The sequence below is a fragment of the Lactobacillus amylolyticus DSM 11664 genome (genome assembly GCF_000178475.1).
Classification (GTDB): Bacteria; Bacillota; Bacilli; order Lactobacillales; family Lactobacillaceae; genus Lactobacillus; species Lactobacillus amylolyticus.
Genome location: NZ_ADNY01000061.1, coordinates 1 through 15,213, shown reverse-complemented (window position 1 = coordinate 15,213; position 15,213 = coordinate 1). Strand labels below are relative to the sequence as shown.

17 protein-coding genes and 2 pseudogenes are annotated in these 15,213 nt (G+C 42.1%); 5 read left to right on the top strand and 14 right to left on the bottom strand.

Features of this window, described 5'->3' with window-relative positions; translation table 11 throughout:
* The 6 genes and pseudogenes from HMPREF0493_RS06920 to HMPREF0493_RS06895 form a co-directional block, all read right to left on the bottom strand.
* On the bottom strand, positions 1-228 hold a 228-nt coding region (locus tag HMPREF0493_RS06920), incomplete at its 3' end, for a DUF4422 domain-containing protein (RefSeq protein WP_428829110.1).
* Between the two features lie 39 nt (positions 229-267).
* Positions 268-921 carry a sugar transferase gene (locus HMPREF0493_RS06915; protein WP_050776646.1) on the bottom strand — a complete coding sequence of 218 codons (654 nt, stop codon included), beginning with the start codon at positions 919-921 and terminating at the stop codon, positions 268-270.
* A gap of 48 nt (positions 922-969) precedes the next feature.
* Positions 970-1,740 carry a tyrosine-protein phosphatase gene (locus HMPREF0493_RS06910; protein WP_006352606.1) on the bottom strand — a complete coding sequence of 257 codons (771 nt, stop codon included), beginning with the start codon at positions 1,738-1,740 and terminating at the stop codon, positions 970-972.
* On the bottom strand, positions 1,740-2,522 hold the full coding sequence (locus tag HMPREF0493_RS06905; protein WP_006352605.1) for a CpsD/CapB family tyrosine-protein kinase: 783 nt from the start codon (positions 2,520-2,522) through the stop codon (positions 1,740-1,742). Before HMPREF0493_RS06905 ends, HMPREF0493_RS06910 begins: the two co-directional genes overlap by 1 nt.
* Positions 2,523-2,537: 15 nt before the next feature.
* Positions 2,538-3,400 (bottom strand): annotated as a pseudogene (locus tag HMPREF0493_RS06900) (YveK family protein).
* An 11-nt stretch (positions 3,401-3,411) separates the two neighbouring features.
* Positions 3,412-4,473, bottom strand: a complete 1,062-nt coding sequence (locus HMPREF0493_RS06895) for an LCP family protein (protein WP_006352602.1) — start codon at positions 4,471-4,473, stop codon at positions 3,412-3,414.
* 192 nt (positions 4,474-4,665) lie between these two features.
* On the opposite strand from HMPREF0493_RS06895, the gene hflX reads away from it, so the two are divergent.
* Positions 4,666-5,931 (top strand): GTPase HflX, encoded by a 1,266-nt coding sequence (gene hflX, locus HMPREF0493_RS06890; protein WP_006352601.1) that lies wholly within the window; start codon positions 4,666-4,668, stop codon positions 5,929-5,931.
* A 316-nt stretch (positions 5,932-6,247) separates the two neighbouring features.
* On the top strand, positions 6,248-6,505 hold the full coding sequence (locus HMPREF0493_RS08670; RefSeq protein ID WP_040457387.1) for a hypothetical protein: 258 nt from the start codon (positions 6,248-6,250) through the stop codon (positions 6,503-6,505).
* Positions 6,506-6,539: 34 nt separating this feature from the next.
* On the opposite strand, the gene HMPREF0493_RS06880 is transcribed toward HMPREF0493_RS08670, so the two are convergent.
* The 4 genes and pseudogenes from HMPREF0493_RS06880 to HMPREF0493_RS06865 form a co-directional block, all read right to left on the bottom strand.
* Positions 6,540-7,373: a C40 family peptidase gene (locus tag HMPREF0493_RS06880; protein ID WP_006352598.1), complete on the bottom strand. Its 834-nt coding sequence runs from the start codon at positions 7,371-7,373 to the stop codon at positions 6,540-6,542.
* An 83-nt stretch (positions 7,374-7,456) separates the two neighbouring features.
* Entirely contained in the window at positions 7,457-7,801 is a 345-nt protein-coding gene (locus HMPREF0493_RS06875) for a C40 family peptidase (RefSeq protein ID WP_050776645.1), read from the bottom strand.
* Between the two features lie 160 nt (positions 7,802-7,961).
* Complete coding sequence (locus tag HMPREF0493_RS06870; RefSeq protein ID WP_006352596.1) at positions 7,962-8,441, bottom strand: C40 family peptidase; 480 nt, start codon at positions 8,439-8,441, stop codon at positions 7,962-7,964.
* A gap of 162 nt (positions 8,442-8,603) precedes the next feature.
* Positions 8,604-9,158: pseudogene (locus HMPREF0493_RS06865) on the bottom strand (guanylate kinase); the annotation flags it as partial.
* A 103-nt stretch (positions 9,159-9,261) separates the two neighbouring features.
* Between HMPREF0493_RS06865 and HMPREF0493_RS06860 the strand changes: the two are divergent.
* Positions 9,262-9,567: a DUF2187 family protein gene (locus HMPREF0493_RS06860; RefSeq protein WP_006352594.1), complete on the top strand. Its 306-nt coding sequence runs from the start codon at positions 9,262-9,264 to the stop codon at positions 9,565-9,567.
* 87 nt (positions 9,568-9,654) lie between these two features.
* A complete protein-coding gene (locus tag HMPREF0493_RS06855) occupies positions 9,655-11,163 on the top strand; it encodes an O-antigen ligase family protein (RefSeq protein WP_006352593.1) in 1,509 nt (502 codons plus the stop codon).
* A gap of 21 nt (positions 11,164-11,184) precedes the next feature.
* Here the strand turns inward: HMPREF0493_RS06855 and HMPREF0493_RS06850 are convergent, their stop codons facing one another.
* Positions 11,185-11,808, bottom strand: coding sequence for an LVIS_2131 family protein (locus HMPREF0493_RS06850; protein ID WP_006352592.1), 624 nt, complete (start codon positions 11,806-11,808; stop codon positions 11,185-11,187).
* A 126-nt stretch (positions 11,809-11,934) separates the two neighbouring features.
* On the opposite strand from HMPREF0493_RS06850, the gene HMPREF0493_RS06845 reads away from it, so the two are divergent.
* A complete protein-coding gene (locus tag HMPREF0493_RS06845) occupies positions 11,935-12,315 on the top strand; it encodes a ferritin family protein (protein WP_006352591.1) in 381 nt (126 codons plus the stop codon).
* A 232-nt stretch (positions 12,316-12,547) separates the two neighbouring features.
* On the opposite strand, the gene HMPREF0493_RS06840 is transcribed toward HMPREF0493_RS06845, so the two are convergent.
* The 3 genes from HMPREF0493_RS06840 to HMPREF0493_RS06830 form a co-directional block, all read right to left on the bottom strand.
* Positions 12,548-13,834 (bottom strand): RNA-guided endonuclease InsQ/TnpB family protein, encoded by a 1,287-nt coding sequence (locus tag HMPREF0493_RS06840; protein ID WP_006352590.1) that lies wholly within the window; start codon positions 13,832-13,834, stop codon positions 12,548-12,550.
* A gap of 23 nt (positions 13,835-13,857) precedes the next feature.
* The gene (gene tnpA / locus HMPREF0493_RS06835; RefSeq protein ID WP_006352589.1) at positions 13,858-14,268 is read right to left on the bottom strand and encodes an IS200/IS605 family transposase; all 411 of its coding nucleotides are present in this window, start codon (positions 14,266-14,268) and stop codon (positions 13,858-13,860) included.
* Positions 14,269-14,500: 232 nt separating this feature from the next.
* Complete coding sequence (locus HMPREF0493_RS06830) at positions 14,501-15,046, bottom strand: hypothetical protein (protein ID WP_006352588.1); 546 nt, start codon at positions 15,044-15,046, stop codon at positions 14,501-14,503.
* Positions 15,047-15,213 lie beyond the last annotated feature (167 nt).

The following is a 15,213-nucleotide window of genomic DNA, read 5'->3' as shown; positions in this document are numbered from 1 at the left end:
GAGACGACGATAGTGAACAAGACCAATTGCGTCTACATCCTTCAAATTTTTCCAAGCCCAATAAACTGCCGTCAATTCATTATAGTTTGGATTTTTAGAAGAGATATTTTCTCCTTCGTCGTCTCTTTGATATTTAATGCCGGGCTTATAATTTTTAGCCGCACCTACTAAAACTGGTAAATATCCCTCTGAGTGTGGCATAGGAAACTTCTTATGAGCAGCAACCATAATTACAGTTTTAATTTTAAACACGCAACCTTTCTTATTTTAAAAAGCTCCATCTTTCTTTAAAATACTTATACAACAAGCACAGAAAATTTTTATATCATACCAATACGAAGCATTTTCAACATATTGCAACTCAACATCACAACGCTCAGGATAACCAATATTTGATCTACCAGTAGCTTGCCATAAACCTAGAGCACCTGGTTTTACTGATAAGAATTCTTCTAACCGATCACCATATTCCACCAATTCTTTTTTTACTATTGGTCGTGGTCCTACCAAGCTCATTTCACCAATTAAAACATTCAAAAACTGTGGAATTTCATCCAAAGAAGTTTTTCTTAAGAAGGCCCCAATCTTAGTAATTCTAGGATCTTCACCTTCTGGAAGTTTAAATCCATTATCAACGTATTTTTTGTATAATTTAGGATCTTTTTTTAAAATTTTATCTGCATTGTAGATCATTGAGCGAAATTTATACATTCTGAATGGTTTACCATGTAGCCCAATTCTAACTTGTCGATAAAACGGACTATGCCCATCTTGTGCAAAAACGATAATTGCTAAAATTAAGATTAACGGAGATAGCACTATCAAAGCAATTGCACTTATCACTATATCTGTCACTCTCTTGAAAAAATGATAAACATGATGGTTAGCAATTTCTTTTGCATTTTCTTCTGTTTCATTCATTCTACTCTCCATCATAAGAATAATGCTTCTACTCAAATCTATATCAGTTTAAAACAACCAAAACTTCTTCTTTTTCTTTAATGGTCGCCAGTCGAGTTGCACGTCATCGCCATTGACAATCGCTTGCGCGTTATCACGAAATTCTTGAGCTCTTTCACTCCCAAATTCGTTGCTCAATTTTTCCAGTGCTTCGCTATATTCATATTGTCTCTTTGGCAAATCATGCGCATCCGAAGCAAAACAAGCACATTGTCCTGCTTCAATGAATTTTCGGCTCATTTCCTCTATATCTTTACCGAAAGTTCCGACATATGAACTTGCCGTAATTTGAACTAGGCATCCCTGTTCAATCAAGTCCTGCAAGATCGTCGGTTTCTTCAAGATCCGATTATTTCTTTCCGGGTGAACAATAATCGGCGTAATCCCTCTTTGCATTACCTTGAAGATCATATCTTGCGAATAAGTCGGAACATCATCACTTGGAAATTCCAATAACATGTATCTGCCATCTTCATCTAAGAAGAGGATGGCATCATCTTCTAGAGCTTGGGGCAAATCACCCGAAATTCTAACCTCTTGTCCTGGGAAGACCGTTAACGGAATTCCCGCTTCCTTAAGTCGCTCCTGATATTCGTCAGTTAACTTAATGACATCTTCTTTATGATTTAAATATCTTCCATTTAAGGTATGTGGCGTACATACCGCGTGGGTAACGCCATCTTTAACTGCATCCCTTGCCAACTTCAATGAGGTCTTCCAATCTTTGGAACCATCATCAATTCCTGGCAAGATATGACAGTGAATATCAACTAAAGTCATTATGATCTGAATCTATCCCAGAAACTCTTCTTTTTTTCTTCACCGTAACCATAGCCATAGCCATATCCGTAGCCGTAACCATAGCCATAACCAGCGTTGGACGAAGAAATATCATTCATCACATAGCCTAAAATACGTACCTTAGCAAACTTAAGCATTTCAACAGAACGTTTAATAGCTGCTTTTTTAGTGACACCTTGGCGAACAACCAAAACAACGCCATCAAGGTGACTAGCAAGTTCTTGTGTATCGGAAACTGCCAATACCGGAGCCAAGTCAATGATGACAACATCATAGTGATCACGGACCAATTCAATGAAGGTTTGCATCCGCTTGGACCCAATTAATTCAGCTGGGTTAGGTGGAATCGGACCTGAGGTAAGAATTGACAAGTTATCAACGCCGCTGTCTTGAATCACATCATCCAGATCAATTTCTTTGGCATCAGAAGTCAAAACTGAAGTCAAACCACGTTGATTGCTCATATTAAAAGTTGAGTGCAAGGTTGGCCGACGAAGGTCTCCATCGATTAACAAGGTTTTGCGTCCAGCTTGAGCATAAGTAACAGCAACATTAACAGTTACCGTTGACTTACCTTCGCTGATGTTGGCTGAAGTAAAAGCCATTGTTTTAATATCATGGTCAACCGCCATGAAGTTGATGTTAGTTCTAACGATTCTAATTTGTTCTGACACCGGACTCTTAGGATCCGCGACAGTGATCAATTGAGCACCTTTTTTCATGGTCTCATTAGTACCACGTTTTTTTCTAAATAAAGCCATTTGCGTTTCCTTTCATTAAACCCGACGTCTCTTATTGCTCTTTCTGCCGCTGTTAATCTTGAATGATGAAGCAACGTGGAAGTGGGCAATTTGACCTAAGTTAGTTAAGCCTAATGTCTCAGTTAAGTAGTCATCATCCCGAACAGTGGTATTAGACATTTCCTTGATCAAGACAATGGCAAAACTCAAAATTAATCCAATAACAAAGCCAGCTAAGGTAAAGAGTTTAACGTTAGGTGAAGTTTGTTTACCATTAGTGGCTGGGGCAACAATCGTAACATTGTTGACGTTCATAATCTTAGGAATTTGTGCCTTGAAAGCCTCAGCTACCGCGTTAGCTTCTACCTTTGCCTTTTCAGGCGTATTAGCGGTTGCATTAATAGCAAAGACCTGTGATTGTTGTTGGGTTGTTACAGAAATACTGCCGGCCAATTCACCAGCTGAAATGCTGTAAGACTTGCCTGATCTTTCGATGACAGCCGGTTGGGCCTTCTTAACTAAAACTCTTGTGCCATTTGCTTTAGTTTTATATTTGCTGGTTGTGCTTTTTTAACAACTTTGACTGGGTTGGCCAAGCGTTTTGACGCATCAGTCAAGACAACATGACTAGTGGCAATATCCTTATAGGTAGTAACCAATTGCATGTTGGCCTGCTGGGTCACATAAGCGGTATTGGGATCTGTTTTATTTTTTTGGTTAACCAGCAGCTGAGCACTAGCTGAATACTTAGGTGAAATAATAAAGCTAGAAACGGCCCAGCCCAAGAAGGCCAAACCAACGCTCCAAAGAATCAAAGCCCAAATATGCTTGCGGCAAATTTGAAGCAAATGCGTTAAATCAATTGTTTGTGAATCTGTATTTTTGTTTTGATTGTCCATCCATCTAATCCTTAATTATTTCTCATTACATAGCTTGCACTGTTCTTCTTAACAGTTACGGTTGGCAAGCCAAGCGCCTTTCTCAACTTATTAGATACGCGTTGGCGTTCGGCTCGACTGATAACCTCAATTTCCATTGGGCCAAATTTCGGATTATTAGTCATCTTGCTTGTACCTTGTGCGTGATCTTGAACCAAATTATCGGTAGCCTTACGGTAATCCCTCCCGATCTTGTACATTTGGCTCATCGTCAAGTCAGTTTGCATTTCACTTGAAATTGAATTCAAGAACTTCGTATTAAGCAAAGTTGAAGGGGAAATTGACTTCTTAAGAAGGGCCATCACTACCAACCGGTCACGTTGCTGACGACCATAGTCTTGGTTAGGGTCACCATGACGCAACTGACAAAAGGCTAATGCCTTCTTACCATTCATATGGTAAGTCTTACCCTTAACGAAGGAATAGCCCATATTGTTGAATGTTAGTGGTGAAGTAACATCAATACCGCCAATTTGATCAATGGCCTTCACCAAGCCACCCATGTTAATCATGATATAGCCATCAATTGGCACGCTGTAGTATTTGTCTAGCGTCTTGATAGTTTCGCTAACGCCGCCAAGCGTGTAAGCGGAGTTGATCTTGGTTACGCCATATTGTGGGTAATCAGGGAAGATCGCGTTGGAGTCACGCGGAATACTCATAATCGTGGTTGATTCAGTCTTAGGATTAATGGCCATCATCATAATGGTATCGGTCCGACCTTTCCACTTACGTCCCATCGCACCGGTATCGGTACCCAAGAGCAAAATATTAATTGGCTGCTTCTTGGCAAGCAGATTGTCCAAAGTTCTACCCTTGTTGCTTGCCGTGTTCTTATCGACCGGCGTATACATGTTGTTAGTCGCGTCACGAACATTTTTGTATGCCATTCCGGCAACAAAAAGTCCAACAACGACCACAAGGCCGATCACGATCCAGAACACGCGCCAAAACTTGCGGTGGTGATGTCTGTGATGGTGGTAATGATGCTTATGCTGTTGTTGGATATCTTCTCGTTTTTTCTCTTCTGCCATATTTATTCTATTATCCCTTTTATAAAACTTTGTTTTTCAATTTTCTTAATTATATAACCATCCCTGTCAATTGACTAGCTATTGAAGCCTTTTCACAGGATTTTTAATAAAAAAAGAAGTCTTTTTCTGCCTATTATATAGCCTATGTAATAGAATATAATTATAATTTAGATAAAAAAGGTGGGTGACTAAATGATTGATAATCAACCCAAAAAGACAAAAGCATTTATCGCTGGGGTAAACCTCAATGACCCTAACTTCGAGTATTACATGACGGAATTGGCCAACCTAACGGAAGCCAACAATATGGAAGTCGTGGGGCAAGCAAGACAAAACGCGGAGAACATCGTGGCCGGAACTTACTTCGGTCTCGGCAAGATCAATGAGATTAAGGCAATGGCACATGGCTTGAAAGCCAAAGTGCTGGTCTTAAACGACGAGCTCACGCCCGTCCAGATCCGGAATCTGGAGAAGCTCACGAAGCTGCGCGTAGTCGACCGAACAGAACTTATTCTTGAGATTTTCTCAAACCGTGCCCGCACCAAGCAAGCTAAATTGCAGGTGCAACTTGCACGCTTACAATATGAATTGCCGCGCTTGCACCCTTCAGAGAACAACTTGGACCAGCAGCGTGGCGGTGGCTTCGCCAACCGTGGTGCTGGTGAATCAAAACTTGAAATGAATCGCCGAACAATCGGCCAACAAATTTCCGCAATCAAGAAGGAACTAAAGGCGGTCGCTAGTCAAGAAGAGATTAAGGCTAGTCGGCGCAACCAGAGCTGCATCCCTAAAGTAGCCTTAGTCGGCTACACCAACGCCGGCAAATCCACCACGATGAACGGACTGCTGAAGGCGTTCAGCGACGAAGGTGCCAACAAGCAGGTTTTCGTAAAGAACATGCTCTTCGCGACGCTTGACACCAGCGTGCGCCGGATCGACATGAAGGATAATTTCAGTTTTATTCTGTCGGACACGGTTGGCTTTATTTCGAAATTGCCGCATAACTTAGTCGAATCATTCAAGGCAACCTTGCAAGAAGCTAAAGACGCCGATCTGTTGGTCAACGTGGTTGATGCATCCGACCCGAACATGATTCAAATGGTGCGGACAACGCAACAAGTTTTAGGGGAAATAGGCGTTAAAGATATTCCAACCATCACCGCCTACAACAAAGCTGATAAGACGGACCGCAATTATCCGCAAATCGAAGGCGATGACATTCTTTATTCCGCAATTGATGAACGCTCAATCAAATTATTGGCAAATCTAATCGTCAAGCGCGTCTTCAGCAATTACGATAAATTTAATTTAAAGTTGCCGCTCGCAGATGGCAAGCTTCTTGCGTATTTGCATGAGCATGCGCAGGTGCAAGATGAAGATTATCGCGACGATGGTGTGTATGTGACGGCGAATATTGCTCCGGCGGATCAGAATCGCTTTAAGGAATTTTTAGTTTAATAAATCAAATAGATCATCCTTAACATCAAGGATGATCTATTTTTTGCTATAATAAAGGTAACAAATAACTTGATAGATTCTTGCTATACAAGAGGCCTCACATGAAAATCAGACGTTTCTTTCTTACTCTAACTGCCAGTGTGCTCCTTGCTTCTTCCGGTGTCGCTATTATTAGCGCTCCTACCGAAGTCCAAGCAGCAAATTACAGTTCGTCAGAAGCTAAAAAAGTCAAAGCTTTCCAAGCTGCCTACCATCAGCTGGACACCACCAACTATACGCAGACTAACTTATACACAATCAGCTCAAACTTCGCTGCGTGCTCACGGCCTCATCGGCTACAAGCGTCCGCAACTATGGTACCGACTACAGCGCCGCAATTACCTTCAAGCCGAGTGCGTCCATGAAGATCGTCAACACGCATAAGTACAAAGTACAAATCGGCAGCATTTACACTTACAGCTTCAGATTGTTCAGAGAAAAGAGCACACTGAAGACGACTTCAAAGAAGTCCACGAAGAAAACCAGCAAAAAGGTGACTAAAAAGACGAAGAAAGCTGCAAGCAAGAAAAAATAATCCACAAGCTAATGCCTGTGGATTATTTTTATCTCTACAATACCCGCTTAGCAATCGATGGGTAATAGTATGAACTAAGCGTCTGCAGCACTACCCCTTGATCTGGCGTAGCCGCATCAACGTATTGGTTATTGCCAACATAAATAGCGACGTGGTATGGAGCTGTTGTTGAACCCCAGAAGATCAAGTCGCCGGCCTGCAAATTGCTCATTGAAACCGTTGTTCCCACTTTGACCTGATCATAAGTCGTTCTCGGCAAGTTCACGCCAGCTTTCGCATAAACATATTGGACAAGGCCGGAACAGTCAAAGCTGTCAGGACCAACTCCGCCCCAAACATAAGTCTTGCCAACTTCTTGATTAGCCAAACTGACAATTGTCGAAGCAGCGCTGGTTGGTACCTGGCTGCTGGCTTTTGCAGTTTTTGTAGTCTTAGTCGTTTTGCTAGTCTTCTTTGCAGTCTTAGAAACAATCGCCGCTGCCTTCTTAACAGAAGCGGCCTTCTTGCTGCTCTTTTTCGTCGTCTTCTTGCTGGTCGTAGTGGTGCTGGAACTAGAATCCACGTCGACTGTGTAACGTGCCTGGATCCATTCGTCATCGCCCACCATATACCAAAGATTGCCCTTCTTATCAACGGCAGTCTTAACAACATTCCATTCGGTACCGTCCTTAGCTTGGTAGCCTAAGAAACAGCCTGAATTGTAGGAGGTCCAGATCTTAACGCCTTTACCCGGCAAATAAGAGATCTTAACCCGCTTAATCGCTGTTTTGAAAGTAGAAGCAGCGACCGGTTTCAATGAGGAAAATGTCCCAAGACCAGTAACAGAAATTGCTGTTGCTGCTCCCAGCTTTAATAATCTATGCTTCATTTTTTGTCCTCTTTGGTAGCGAAAAATGGCATCACTGCCATCTTATATATAGATACAATACCAATTGTAGCTACTTCGGCCTTTTATTTCAAATGCAAAAAAAGAACCTGAGAAATTATCTCAAGCTCTTTTCCTTTATATTTCTGTTGATTAACTAAGGATATGTCTAGTGGTTGATGGGTAGTACGGGTAATGTTGATGCCTGCTGCTTTTTCATAAACGTATTGGGTTAAACCAGAACAATCAAAGCTGTTAGGACCAGTTGCGCCCCAAACATAGCTCTTGCCTGCTTCAAAATTGGCCAAAGCAACAACAGCTGCGGCATTGCCAGTAGCTTGAGATGACTTCTTTGTAGTCTTCTTCTTGGCAGTTACGGTAGCAGTCTTAGTTGATGAAGCACTGCTTGCTTTAACAGTGTACTTAGCCAAAATCCATTGACCTTGAGTCTCCCTTTTTATCCGCTGTATGTGGTTCATTCAATACGTAAAAAATGTTTCAAAAGTGATACCGGAGCGTAAAAAAGAGCCCTGAAGCCTATTGCTTCATGGTTCTTTTTTACATGATGAGATAATTAATTTTTTAACATTATTATTTCAAAACACGCTTTGCAGCTGATGGGTAGAAGTATGAACTCAAGGTAGCCTTGATAACGCCTTGACCTGGAGCTGCTGCGTGAATATATTGACCGTTACCGATGTAAATACCTACGTGGTAAGGTGCTGAAGCTGAGCCCCAGAATAACAAGTCGCCTGGTTCAAGGTTGCTCAAAGATACGCGAGTACCCTTGGTTACTTGACCGTAAGTAGTTCTTGGTAAAGTTACATTAACAGCATTCTTGTAAACGTATAATGCCAAACCTGAGCAGTCAAAGCTGTAAGGACCGGTTGCACCGTAAACGTAAGCTTTGCCGACTTGCTTCTTAGCAAGAGAAACAACTGCCTTACGCTCCTGGGTAACAGTAGCGGCTTGAACTTCTTGAGCGTGGCTAACTGATGGGACATTGATGAATGAGGTACCCGCGAAAAATACTGATAAAACTGCTGCGAACTTTACTAAACTACGTTTCAAAATTAATTTTCTCCTTAACGAATTGATAAATTTGATCTTTTTAGACCTTAATTACTCGACGGTTTATATATTACATGGTGAATGTTACATGAATATGTCAAAAAAAATACCAACGCGTTAAGAAAAAATTTAAATGCTTTTATTTTGTGTAATGTTTTGTAACTAAGAATGCATAAAGCTTGCTATTAAGCCATCGAGCTGCTCTGCTGTTTTGGCCCAAGTATCGTTTATTAAGATGTGGGCATATGGTTTTAAATCATCCGGCAATTCATTCAACTCTTCGCCGCTCAAGCGCTCTTTAACGCTCTCAAGGCTGTCGCCGCGCCGAATGAGCCGCTCTTTCAACTCATCTTTTGACGAGGTTGTAACATATAAGAAATAAACCTGATTTTTCAGCTGCGTAACATAAGACTTGACGCCATTTATTTCAACGATTAAAGACACTAAATCATTGCTCTGCCAAGCTTTGTGCAATGCTTCCTTGCTTGAGCCATACTGATATTTGCCATATTTTACATGTTCAAAAAAGTGCAACTGGGCAAAGCTGGCATCATCTTCAAAGTAATAATCCACCTTATTTTCTTCGCCTGGACGCTTGGGCCGGGTGGTATGGGTGACAACGCGAGGAATGCCAAATTTTCGCTTCAGATAGTTGGAAATCGTGGTCTTGCCCGCGCCGGACGGACCCGCAATTAAAATAATTTTCTTCATTTGTTTCTTTTCCTTGTAAACTTTGTCTTTTTATAATAACATTCTACTATTGTAAAAAAGAAGAGTATTATTCTTATGTAAGAATATGTATAGGAAGGAAGTCTCTTAAATGAAAAAAGCCAATGTGAAGGTTGGAGCTATCGTTACTGGCAAGTCCGAAGAAGAACTTAAGAAGCCTTTCCAAGGTAAGGTTGAAAAGATTTACGAAAATTCCGCTCTTTTAGCTATCACTTCTTATGATCCCATTGATGAAACTGCAGTCAGCGATTTGAACAATAAGATCGTCGTTAACTTTAAGAACTTAAAAGCTGCTCGTGCTGTTAAGAACAGCAAGACTGCTTTAATTAATGAAGTCAAGGTTGAAAAAGTAGCCAAGAAGGATACTAAGAAGCCTGCTTCAAAGGACAAAAAATAATTATTAGCAAAAACAGTGGCAGGGGTCTTGCATCCCTGTTCTTTTTTTGCCTAAAATGAGCCTAGTATTTTTACGAGGAGTTCATTAATGAAAGAAAAAACGAAAAAAATTATCTTCTACTTCATCCTGATCCAGCCGTTTTTGGATCTGTACTGGTTCTACCACGGCAAGCTGGCCGACCTTCTGCCCTTCACCTTGCCGACGATCATCAGAATCCTGGCCGTTTTCGCCATCTTCTGCATGTTTTTCAGTCAAAAGCAAAACTGGCAAAAATTGGGCCGCGATAAATGGCTGATCGCCTACCTGGTGCTGCTGGTTATCTATTCCGTGCTGCATCTGTGGCACGTGCGCACTTTTACCAGCGTCAACCCAAATGACTACGGCTACTCCATGTTCGGCGAAATCTTCTATTTAATCAGAATGATCTTGCCGCTAATGATCATTTACTTCACGCGGCAGGTTGAATTCGACAAGCACGACCTGTGCCTGGTCATTGAATGGCTGTCCGGGCTTTTTTCCGGCACGATCGTGATCAGCAACCTGTTCGTAATCTCGCTGCGGTCATATGAGACGGGCTTCATCTCCGCCAACATTTTTGAATGGTTCGTCAACCCCAACATCGGCTACTCCCACATGGCCTCAAAGGGTTTCTTCAACTTCACCAACATGGTTGCTGCAGTCTTGTTCATGCTTCTGCCGCTGATGCTCTACTACCTTTTCAGCAATTTCAATTGGAAAACGGCGGGCTTGATCAGTGTCCAAGCCTTGGCCATGATCGAACTCGGGGCCAAGGTCGCAGCCATCGGGCTTTTATGCGGAATCGGCATTGGAATTCTGCTTTATCTGCTTCACCGCTATGCTTTTAAAAATATCAAGTCCAGCGGCAAGGCTTTGATCACCGCGATTCTGATCGAAATCACCTCCCTGGTCATTCTGCCCTTTGGCCCAGCGATCCAGCGCTACAATTATGAAATCCAATTAGCGCAGCAGTCCGACCATGATTTAACTCAAGAAAAGGCCGAATTAAAGGCGGGCTTGGCAAAATACCCAACCGGTGCCAAACGCGAGGCCTTCCTGCGTAGTTTCATCAAGAAGAATTACAAAGCCTATGCCCTAAACAAAAAGTTCGTCTTCAAGAGCTATCCTTATCAATATGATCCGGAATTCTGGCTCGGCATTATGCGCGAAAACGGCGAATTGCGGATGCAGAACCGACACCTGGAACAGATGATGCTCAACCAGGTTGTTAAAACCAACAACAACCGGCTAGACAAAGTCTTCGGCATCTCCTACATGCGGCAAAACAACATCTTCAACCTGGAGCGGGACTTCATCTCCCAAGTTTATTCACTAGGTTGGGCCGGCATGCTGCTGTTTGTGGGACCATACGTCGTTATCCTGCTCTATGGCGCCTTCAAATGGCTGACGGATAAGCGCGTGCACAGCTACCTGATTTCTTCATTATTAGCTGCCATTGTCTTCATGCTGGCGGCTGCATATTCATCCGGCAACGTGATGGACTTCTTAACAGCGAGCCTGATTCTAGGCTTTGTTGAAGGAAATTTATTGGTTCAAATCAAAAAAAGCGAGGAATAATCCTCGCTTTTTTGTGCTAATTTATTTTTGCTTGATAAAACTTGCATCCGGAATTCTGATCAAATAATATTGCGTAGCAATCCTGCCGGCATGGAGGCCAATTCCGTTCTGCCAGTTTTTCTTGTAACGGGCCGTGTAGATGGCAACGTAAGCACGCTGATACTTTTTGTCCATCTCAGACAATTCCTTCTTCACATATGGAATTCGCTCCGAGCTAACGCTGACTGGCTGCTTGCCATAAGAAACGGAGGCGTAGTCGCTTGATACCGTCGTCTTCGTGCCTGACCGGTAAAAAGTATAAGTTTGCGAACCAACTTTTTTCTTAGCCGAATTAATCGTAACATAGCTGGAATTTCCGGTTCCGCCCGTACTCATAATCAGCGGTTCATACTTCACCGTGCTGGTGATCCGGCTCTTGTCTTCCAAATTCGGATTATCAAAAAAGCACTCACTGAGCATCCAGGTACCGGCGGCCAGGAAAATGATGATTTCAACTGCGTCCAGCAAGATGTTCGGCCAGCTGAAGCGCTTATGCTCTTTAATAATCATCTTGATGCGGCGCTGCCTGATGTTTTGAATAATGAAAACCAAATATAAAATGATGATGACCCAAATAAGGATTCCAAGTAAGTTCCAGCTAATCATTAATAGTTCCTCCTAGTTAAGACTATTATATTGTAAAAAAATTTTTTTGAATAGGGTTACATATTTGAAAGTGCTTAACGATTATACCAAAATAGTGATGAAATATAGGAATAATTAAGCAAAACCATGGCAGCAATAGCATTTTATTCAATAACCGACCAAATGAAAAAATTTGTCGTCAAGACAGGCTTGGTCGCACATGAAATCAGCGACGATTTTCCGCAACATGAAATGAAAGAGAAGTATATTTTGATTACTCCTTCTTACCAAGATTTAAAGATTTCGCTTTCCTTCATGGAAATGGCGATTTACCACTCTGGCTTCTATGCTCCGCTGCATTTGTTCGGCGAAGGCAAGCTGGTCAGAACGACCGAATTAACCAAGCTGGCAATCCGGGCTACTTCTTTCAACGCAATGTATCCTGGGCTTCCCTACGCCATATCCAGAAGACGAGGACAGCATCAGCAGCATCATGCAGCAAGGCTTGATCAAGAGTGCCGACTTTGAAGACTTCTTCTACTACGCCGACCGCAACGCTTTAACTAAATACAATGACCTTCCACCCATCAATAGATGGGTGGTCTCTTTACACAAGAGATTCTGCGAACAGCTATGACTTGCTTTCTCCGTTTCTAAAAACGTGGGCAACTTGGTTGCACGACAACAGTTTTTCAATGCCTGCACGAAAGTAGCGGTCTGCCTATTTTAGCAAGGTACGGTCCATACCTGTATTTTATTTTTATGCTAGGGCACGTTTGAGAATGTTTCTTGAAGCGTTAACGTCTCTGTCATGCTGTGCGTGACAAAACGGACACTCCCACTGGCGCACTGCCAGCCAGTCCCTTGTTTTCATATGATTGAACGCTGGATTCTTTTTACCGCATTCACAGCAGATACGGCTGGTATACTGCGGTGCTACGACAATCAGCTTTTTACCGTACCACTCACACTTGTATTCAAGCATCTGTCTGAACATTCTCCAGCCTGCATTGGCTATGTTGTGAGCAAGCTTGTGATTGCGCATGAGGTTCTTGGTTTTCAAATCCTCAATGGCAATGACATCGTAATGCTTAACCAGCCAAGTAGTAACTTTTTGCAGGTAATCATAGCGTTTATTGGCTATTTTTAGCTGATACTTGCTCTTAGTCTTGCGGAGCTTCTGCCAATTCTGAAAATCATACTTTTCACTCTTGGTTTCTTTATGCTCATGGTTGAAACGTGCTACTCGTTTTTCAATCGCACTGCGGTTGCGGTCAAAGTGGCTCTGTACCTTGTTCTTTTGTCTCTCAAGAGCAAAAGTATCGGGCACGCTCCAACGGTGCTTATCGCTGGTGACCAGCCATTCCTTGCCTAAGCCCACATCAATGCCGACCGCCTTGCCGGTTTTCTTTATCTTTTCCGCATACTTAGGCAGGTCTTTTTTCTGCTTAACCACGGTAAAGCTTAAATAGAAACGGTCTAAGTCTTGGCGATACTTAATCATCATCCGCTTAATCGTACAGCCCTTTAAGCATTTCAAAGAGCTGGTATGCAGCGAAAGCTTCTTGCCAACCTGCAAAGTGTGCGGATCAACTACATGAATCTGATCGCCTTCGTGCAACGTATTATCCTTCTTAAGCTTATAGCGGTAATGCACGTTTTTAATCGTAGCGCTTTGCATGTAATAGTGACGTGATTTGAATTTAGGCGGTTTCCTGCCTTTAGGCTTCTGCTTAAAGAAGGCTTCCTGCGCATTGCAGTAGTATTCTGCCGTAGCCTGCAAAGAAGTCGAGTCGATTTCTTTGAGCCATTCCTGTTCCTGCTTTAGACGGGGCAAGAGGCGCTTTAATGAAGAAACGGAAGGAAAAGAAAGCTGGGGATTATTTTTATAGCGCTTATCCGTCATGTCTTTAATCTGATTCCAGAACCAGCGGTTAGCACCAAAAAGATTGACAAAATAGACCTTCTGCTCATCCGTAGGATAAACACGGACACTGTTAATGCCAAATTTGACTTCATTTTCCTTCTGCTGGCTTTGCTGGCGCATTGCTTTCACTTCCTTTGCCTTAGCTACTTATACGGACGCTCCCATTGCGTTTCTACGTAGTGCTTGATTGTTTCTTCCGAACAGTTGCCTACGGTGCGTGCAAAATAGGATGGCGACCATAGGTGATGATGATAGAACTGCTCTCTTAGCTCCGGCTTTTGCTTGAACAGCCAGCGAGCGGTCGTTCCTTTCAGCTTTTTGATTAAAACTGTAACCGACATCCACGGTGGCATGGCCACTTCCAAATGAACGTGATTTGGCATGACCGTTAAGGCTTCCGCCTTGCAGGAGTTTTCTTCAAGTATTTCTCTGATCTTCCGATCCAGCATTCGTCTGGTTTCGTGATCTAAGGCTTTATTGCGGTATTTGGTTACCCAAACCAAGTGATAGATCAAGATAGAAACGCTGGAAGAAGTATGATATTCTTTAACCATTGATTATCGTCCCAACTGTTGATATATTTGTCTGTATCGACATAATTATTATACCATTAAATTGAAGAAATAAAAAAGAAGGAGCAAGACCGAATGCATCCCCTCATCAATAGATGGGGAGGTATTGTTCGTTCTTTCTCCTCGCTTTTTGTTCATTTTGCATAAAAAGCAAGATTAGTTAATTTTGCCAAACAAAAAGGGCTGACCAAATGATCAGCCCTTTTTGTATCGGCTATTTGCTGCTCTTTTTCTTGCGCGTGGTTGTCTTTTTCTTATTGGTCGTGGTCTTAGCCGTGCTCTTTTTAACTGGAGCCGGCTTTTCGTATTCGCGTACTTGCTTTAGTTTTTCTGTCATGGCATCAACCAATTTTGCAATCACGGCATCCGCATCCCCGTTAATCTCCTCTTCTGTAGCCAATTGGTCGATTCTGAAGCCGGAAACGTTGATGTATTCCGAACGGGTTTCGAAGTAAACATAGAGCGGATATTCTTGATCTTCTTCAAAGAAGCTGGAAATCTTCTTGTAATTGCTGTAAGGCAAGTTGATGATGTTAGTTTCCAAAGCAAAAGTAACTGGCCGCTGACCATCGATGGCCAGCTGCGTTTGCACCAAAGAATTATGCTTTAATGCGGCAGCAACTTCTTTCACCATCTTAGTGGCATATTCTGTCAGCTTTTTCTTGGATTTGCTTACTTGGGCGTATTTTACGGTTTCAAAATCTTGAATATAGTCTTGATTTTCGATTTTTTCAGTTAAGTCTTTTAAATTGATTTTCAAAACAAATTTTCCTTCGCTTTAAAATTTATCGTTCTCTCTGTTTATTACAATACATAAAAATTGGCGCAAATACAATTGCTATTATATGATCTTAAAATAATGAATTAATTTTCTGCTTTATCTTGAGCGTCCATGTTTAAATATGTGGCATAACACAAAAAAGCGAA

What these genes read in the sequence shown, in the direction of transcription:
- HMPREF0493_RS06840 (WP_006352590.1), bottom strand. Translation starts at nt 13,834, where the DNA reads ATGCGCCAGCAAAGCCAGCAGAAGGAAAATGAAGTCAAATTTGGCATT.
- HMPREF0493_RS06860 (WP_006352594.1), top strand. Translation starts at nt 9,262, where the DNA reads ATGAAAAAAGCCAATGTGAAGGTTGGAGCTATCGTTACTGGCAAGTCC.
- HMPREF0493_RS06855 (WP_006352593.1), top strand. Translation starts at nt 9,655, where the DNA reads ATGAAAGAAAAAACGAAAAAAATTATCTTCTACTTCATCCTGATCCAG.
- tnpA (WP_006352589.1), bottom strand. Translation starts at nt 14,268, where the DNA reads ATGGTTAAAGAATATCATACTTCTTCCAGCGTTTCTATCTTGATCTAT.
- HMPREF0493_RS06850 (WP_006352592.1), bottom strand. Translation starts at nt 11,808, where the DNA reads ATGATTAGCTGGAACTTACTTGGAATCCTTATTTGGGTCATCATCATT.
- HMPREF0493_RS06905 (WP_006352605.1), bottom strand. Translation starts at nt 2,522, where the DNA reads ATGGCTTTATTTAGAAAAAAACGTGGTACTAATGAGACCATGAAAAAA.
- HMPREF0493_RS06895 (WP_006352602.1), bottom strand. Translation starts at nt 4,473, where the DNA reads ATGGCAGAAGAGAAAAAACGAGAAGATATCCAACAACAGCATAAGCAT.
- hflX (WP_006352601.1), top strand. Translation starts at nt 4,666, where the DNA reads ATGATTGATAATCAACCCAAAAAGACAAAAGCATTTATCGCTGGGGTA.
- HMPREF0493_RS06880 (WP_006352598.1), bottom strand. Translation starts at nt 7,373, where the DNA reads ATGAAGCATAGATTATTAAAGCTGGGAGCAGCAACAGCAATTTCTGTT.
- HMPREF0493_RS06910 (WP_006352606.1), bottom strand. Translation starts at nt 1,740, where the DNA reads ATGACTTTAGTTGATATTCACTGTCATATCTTGCCAGGAATTGATGAT.
- HMPREF0493_RS06915 (WP_050776646.1), bottom strand. Translation starts at nt 921, where the DNA reads ATGAATGAAACAGAAGAAAATGCAAAAGAAATTGCTAACCATCATGTT.
- HMPREF0493_RS06845 (WP_006352591.1), top strand. Translation starts at nt 11,935, where the DNA reads ATGGCAGCAATAGCATTTTATTCAATAACCGACCAAATGAAAAAATTT.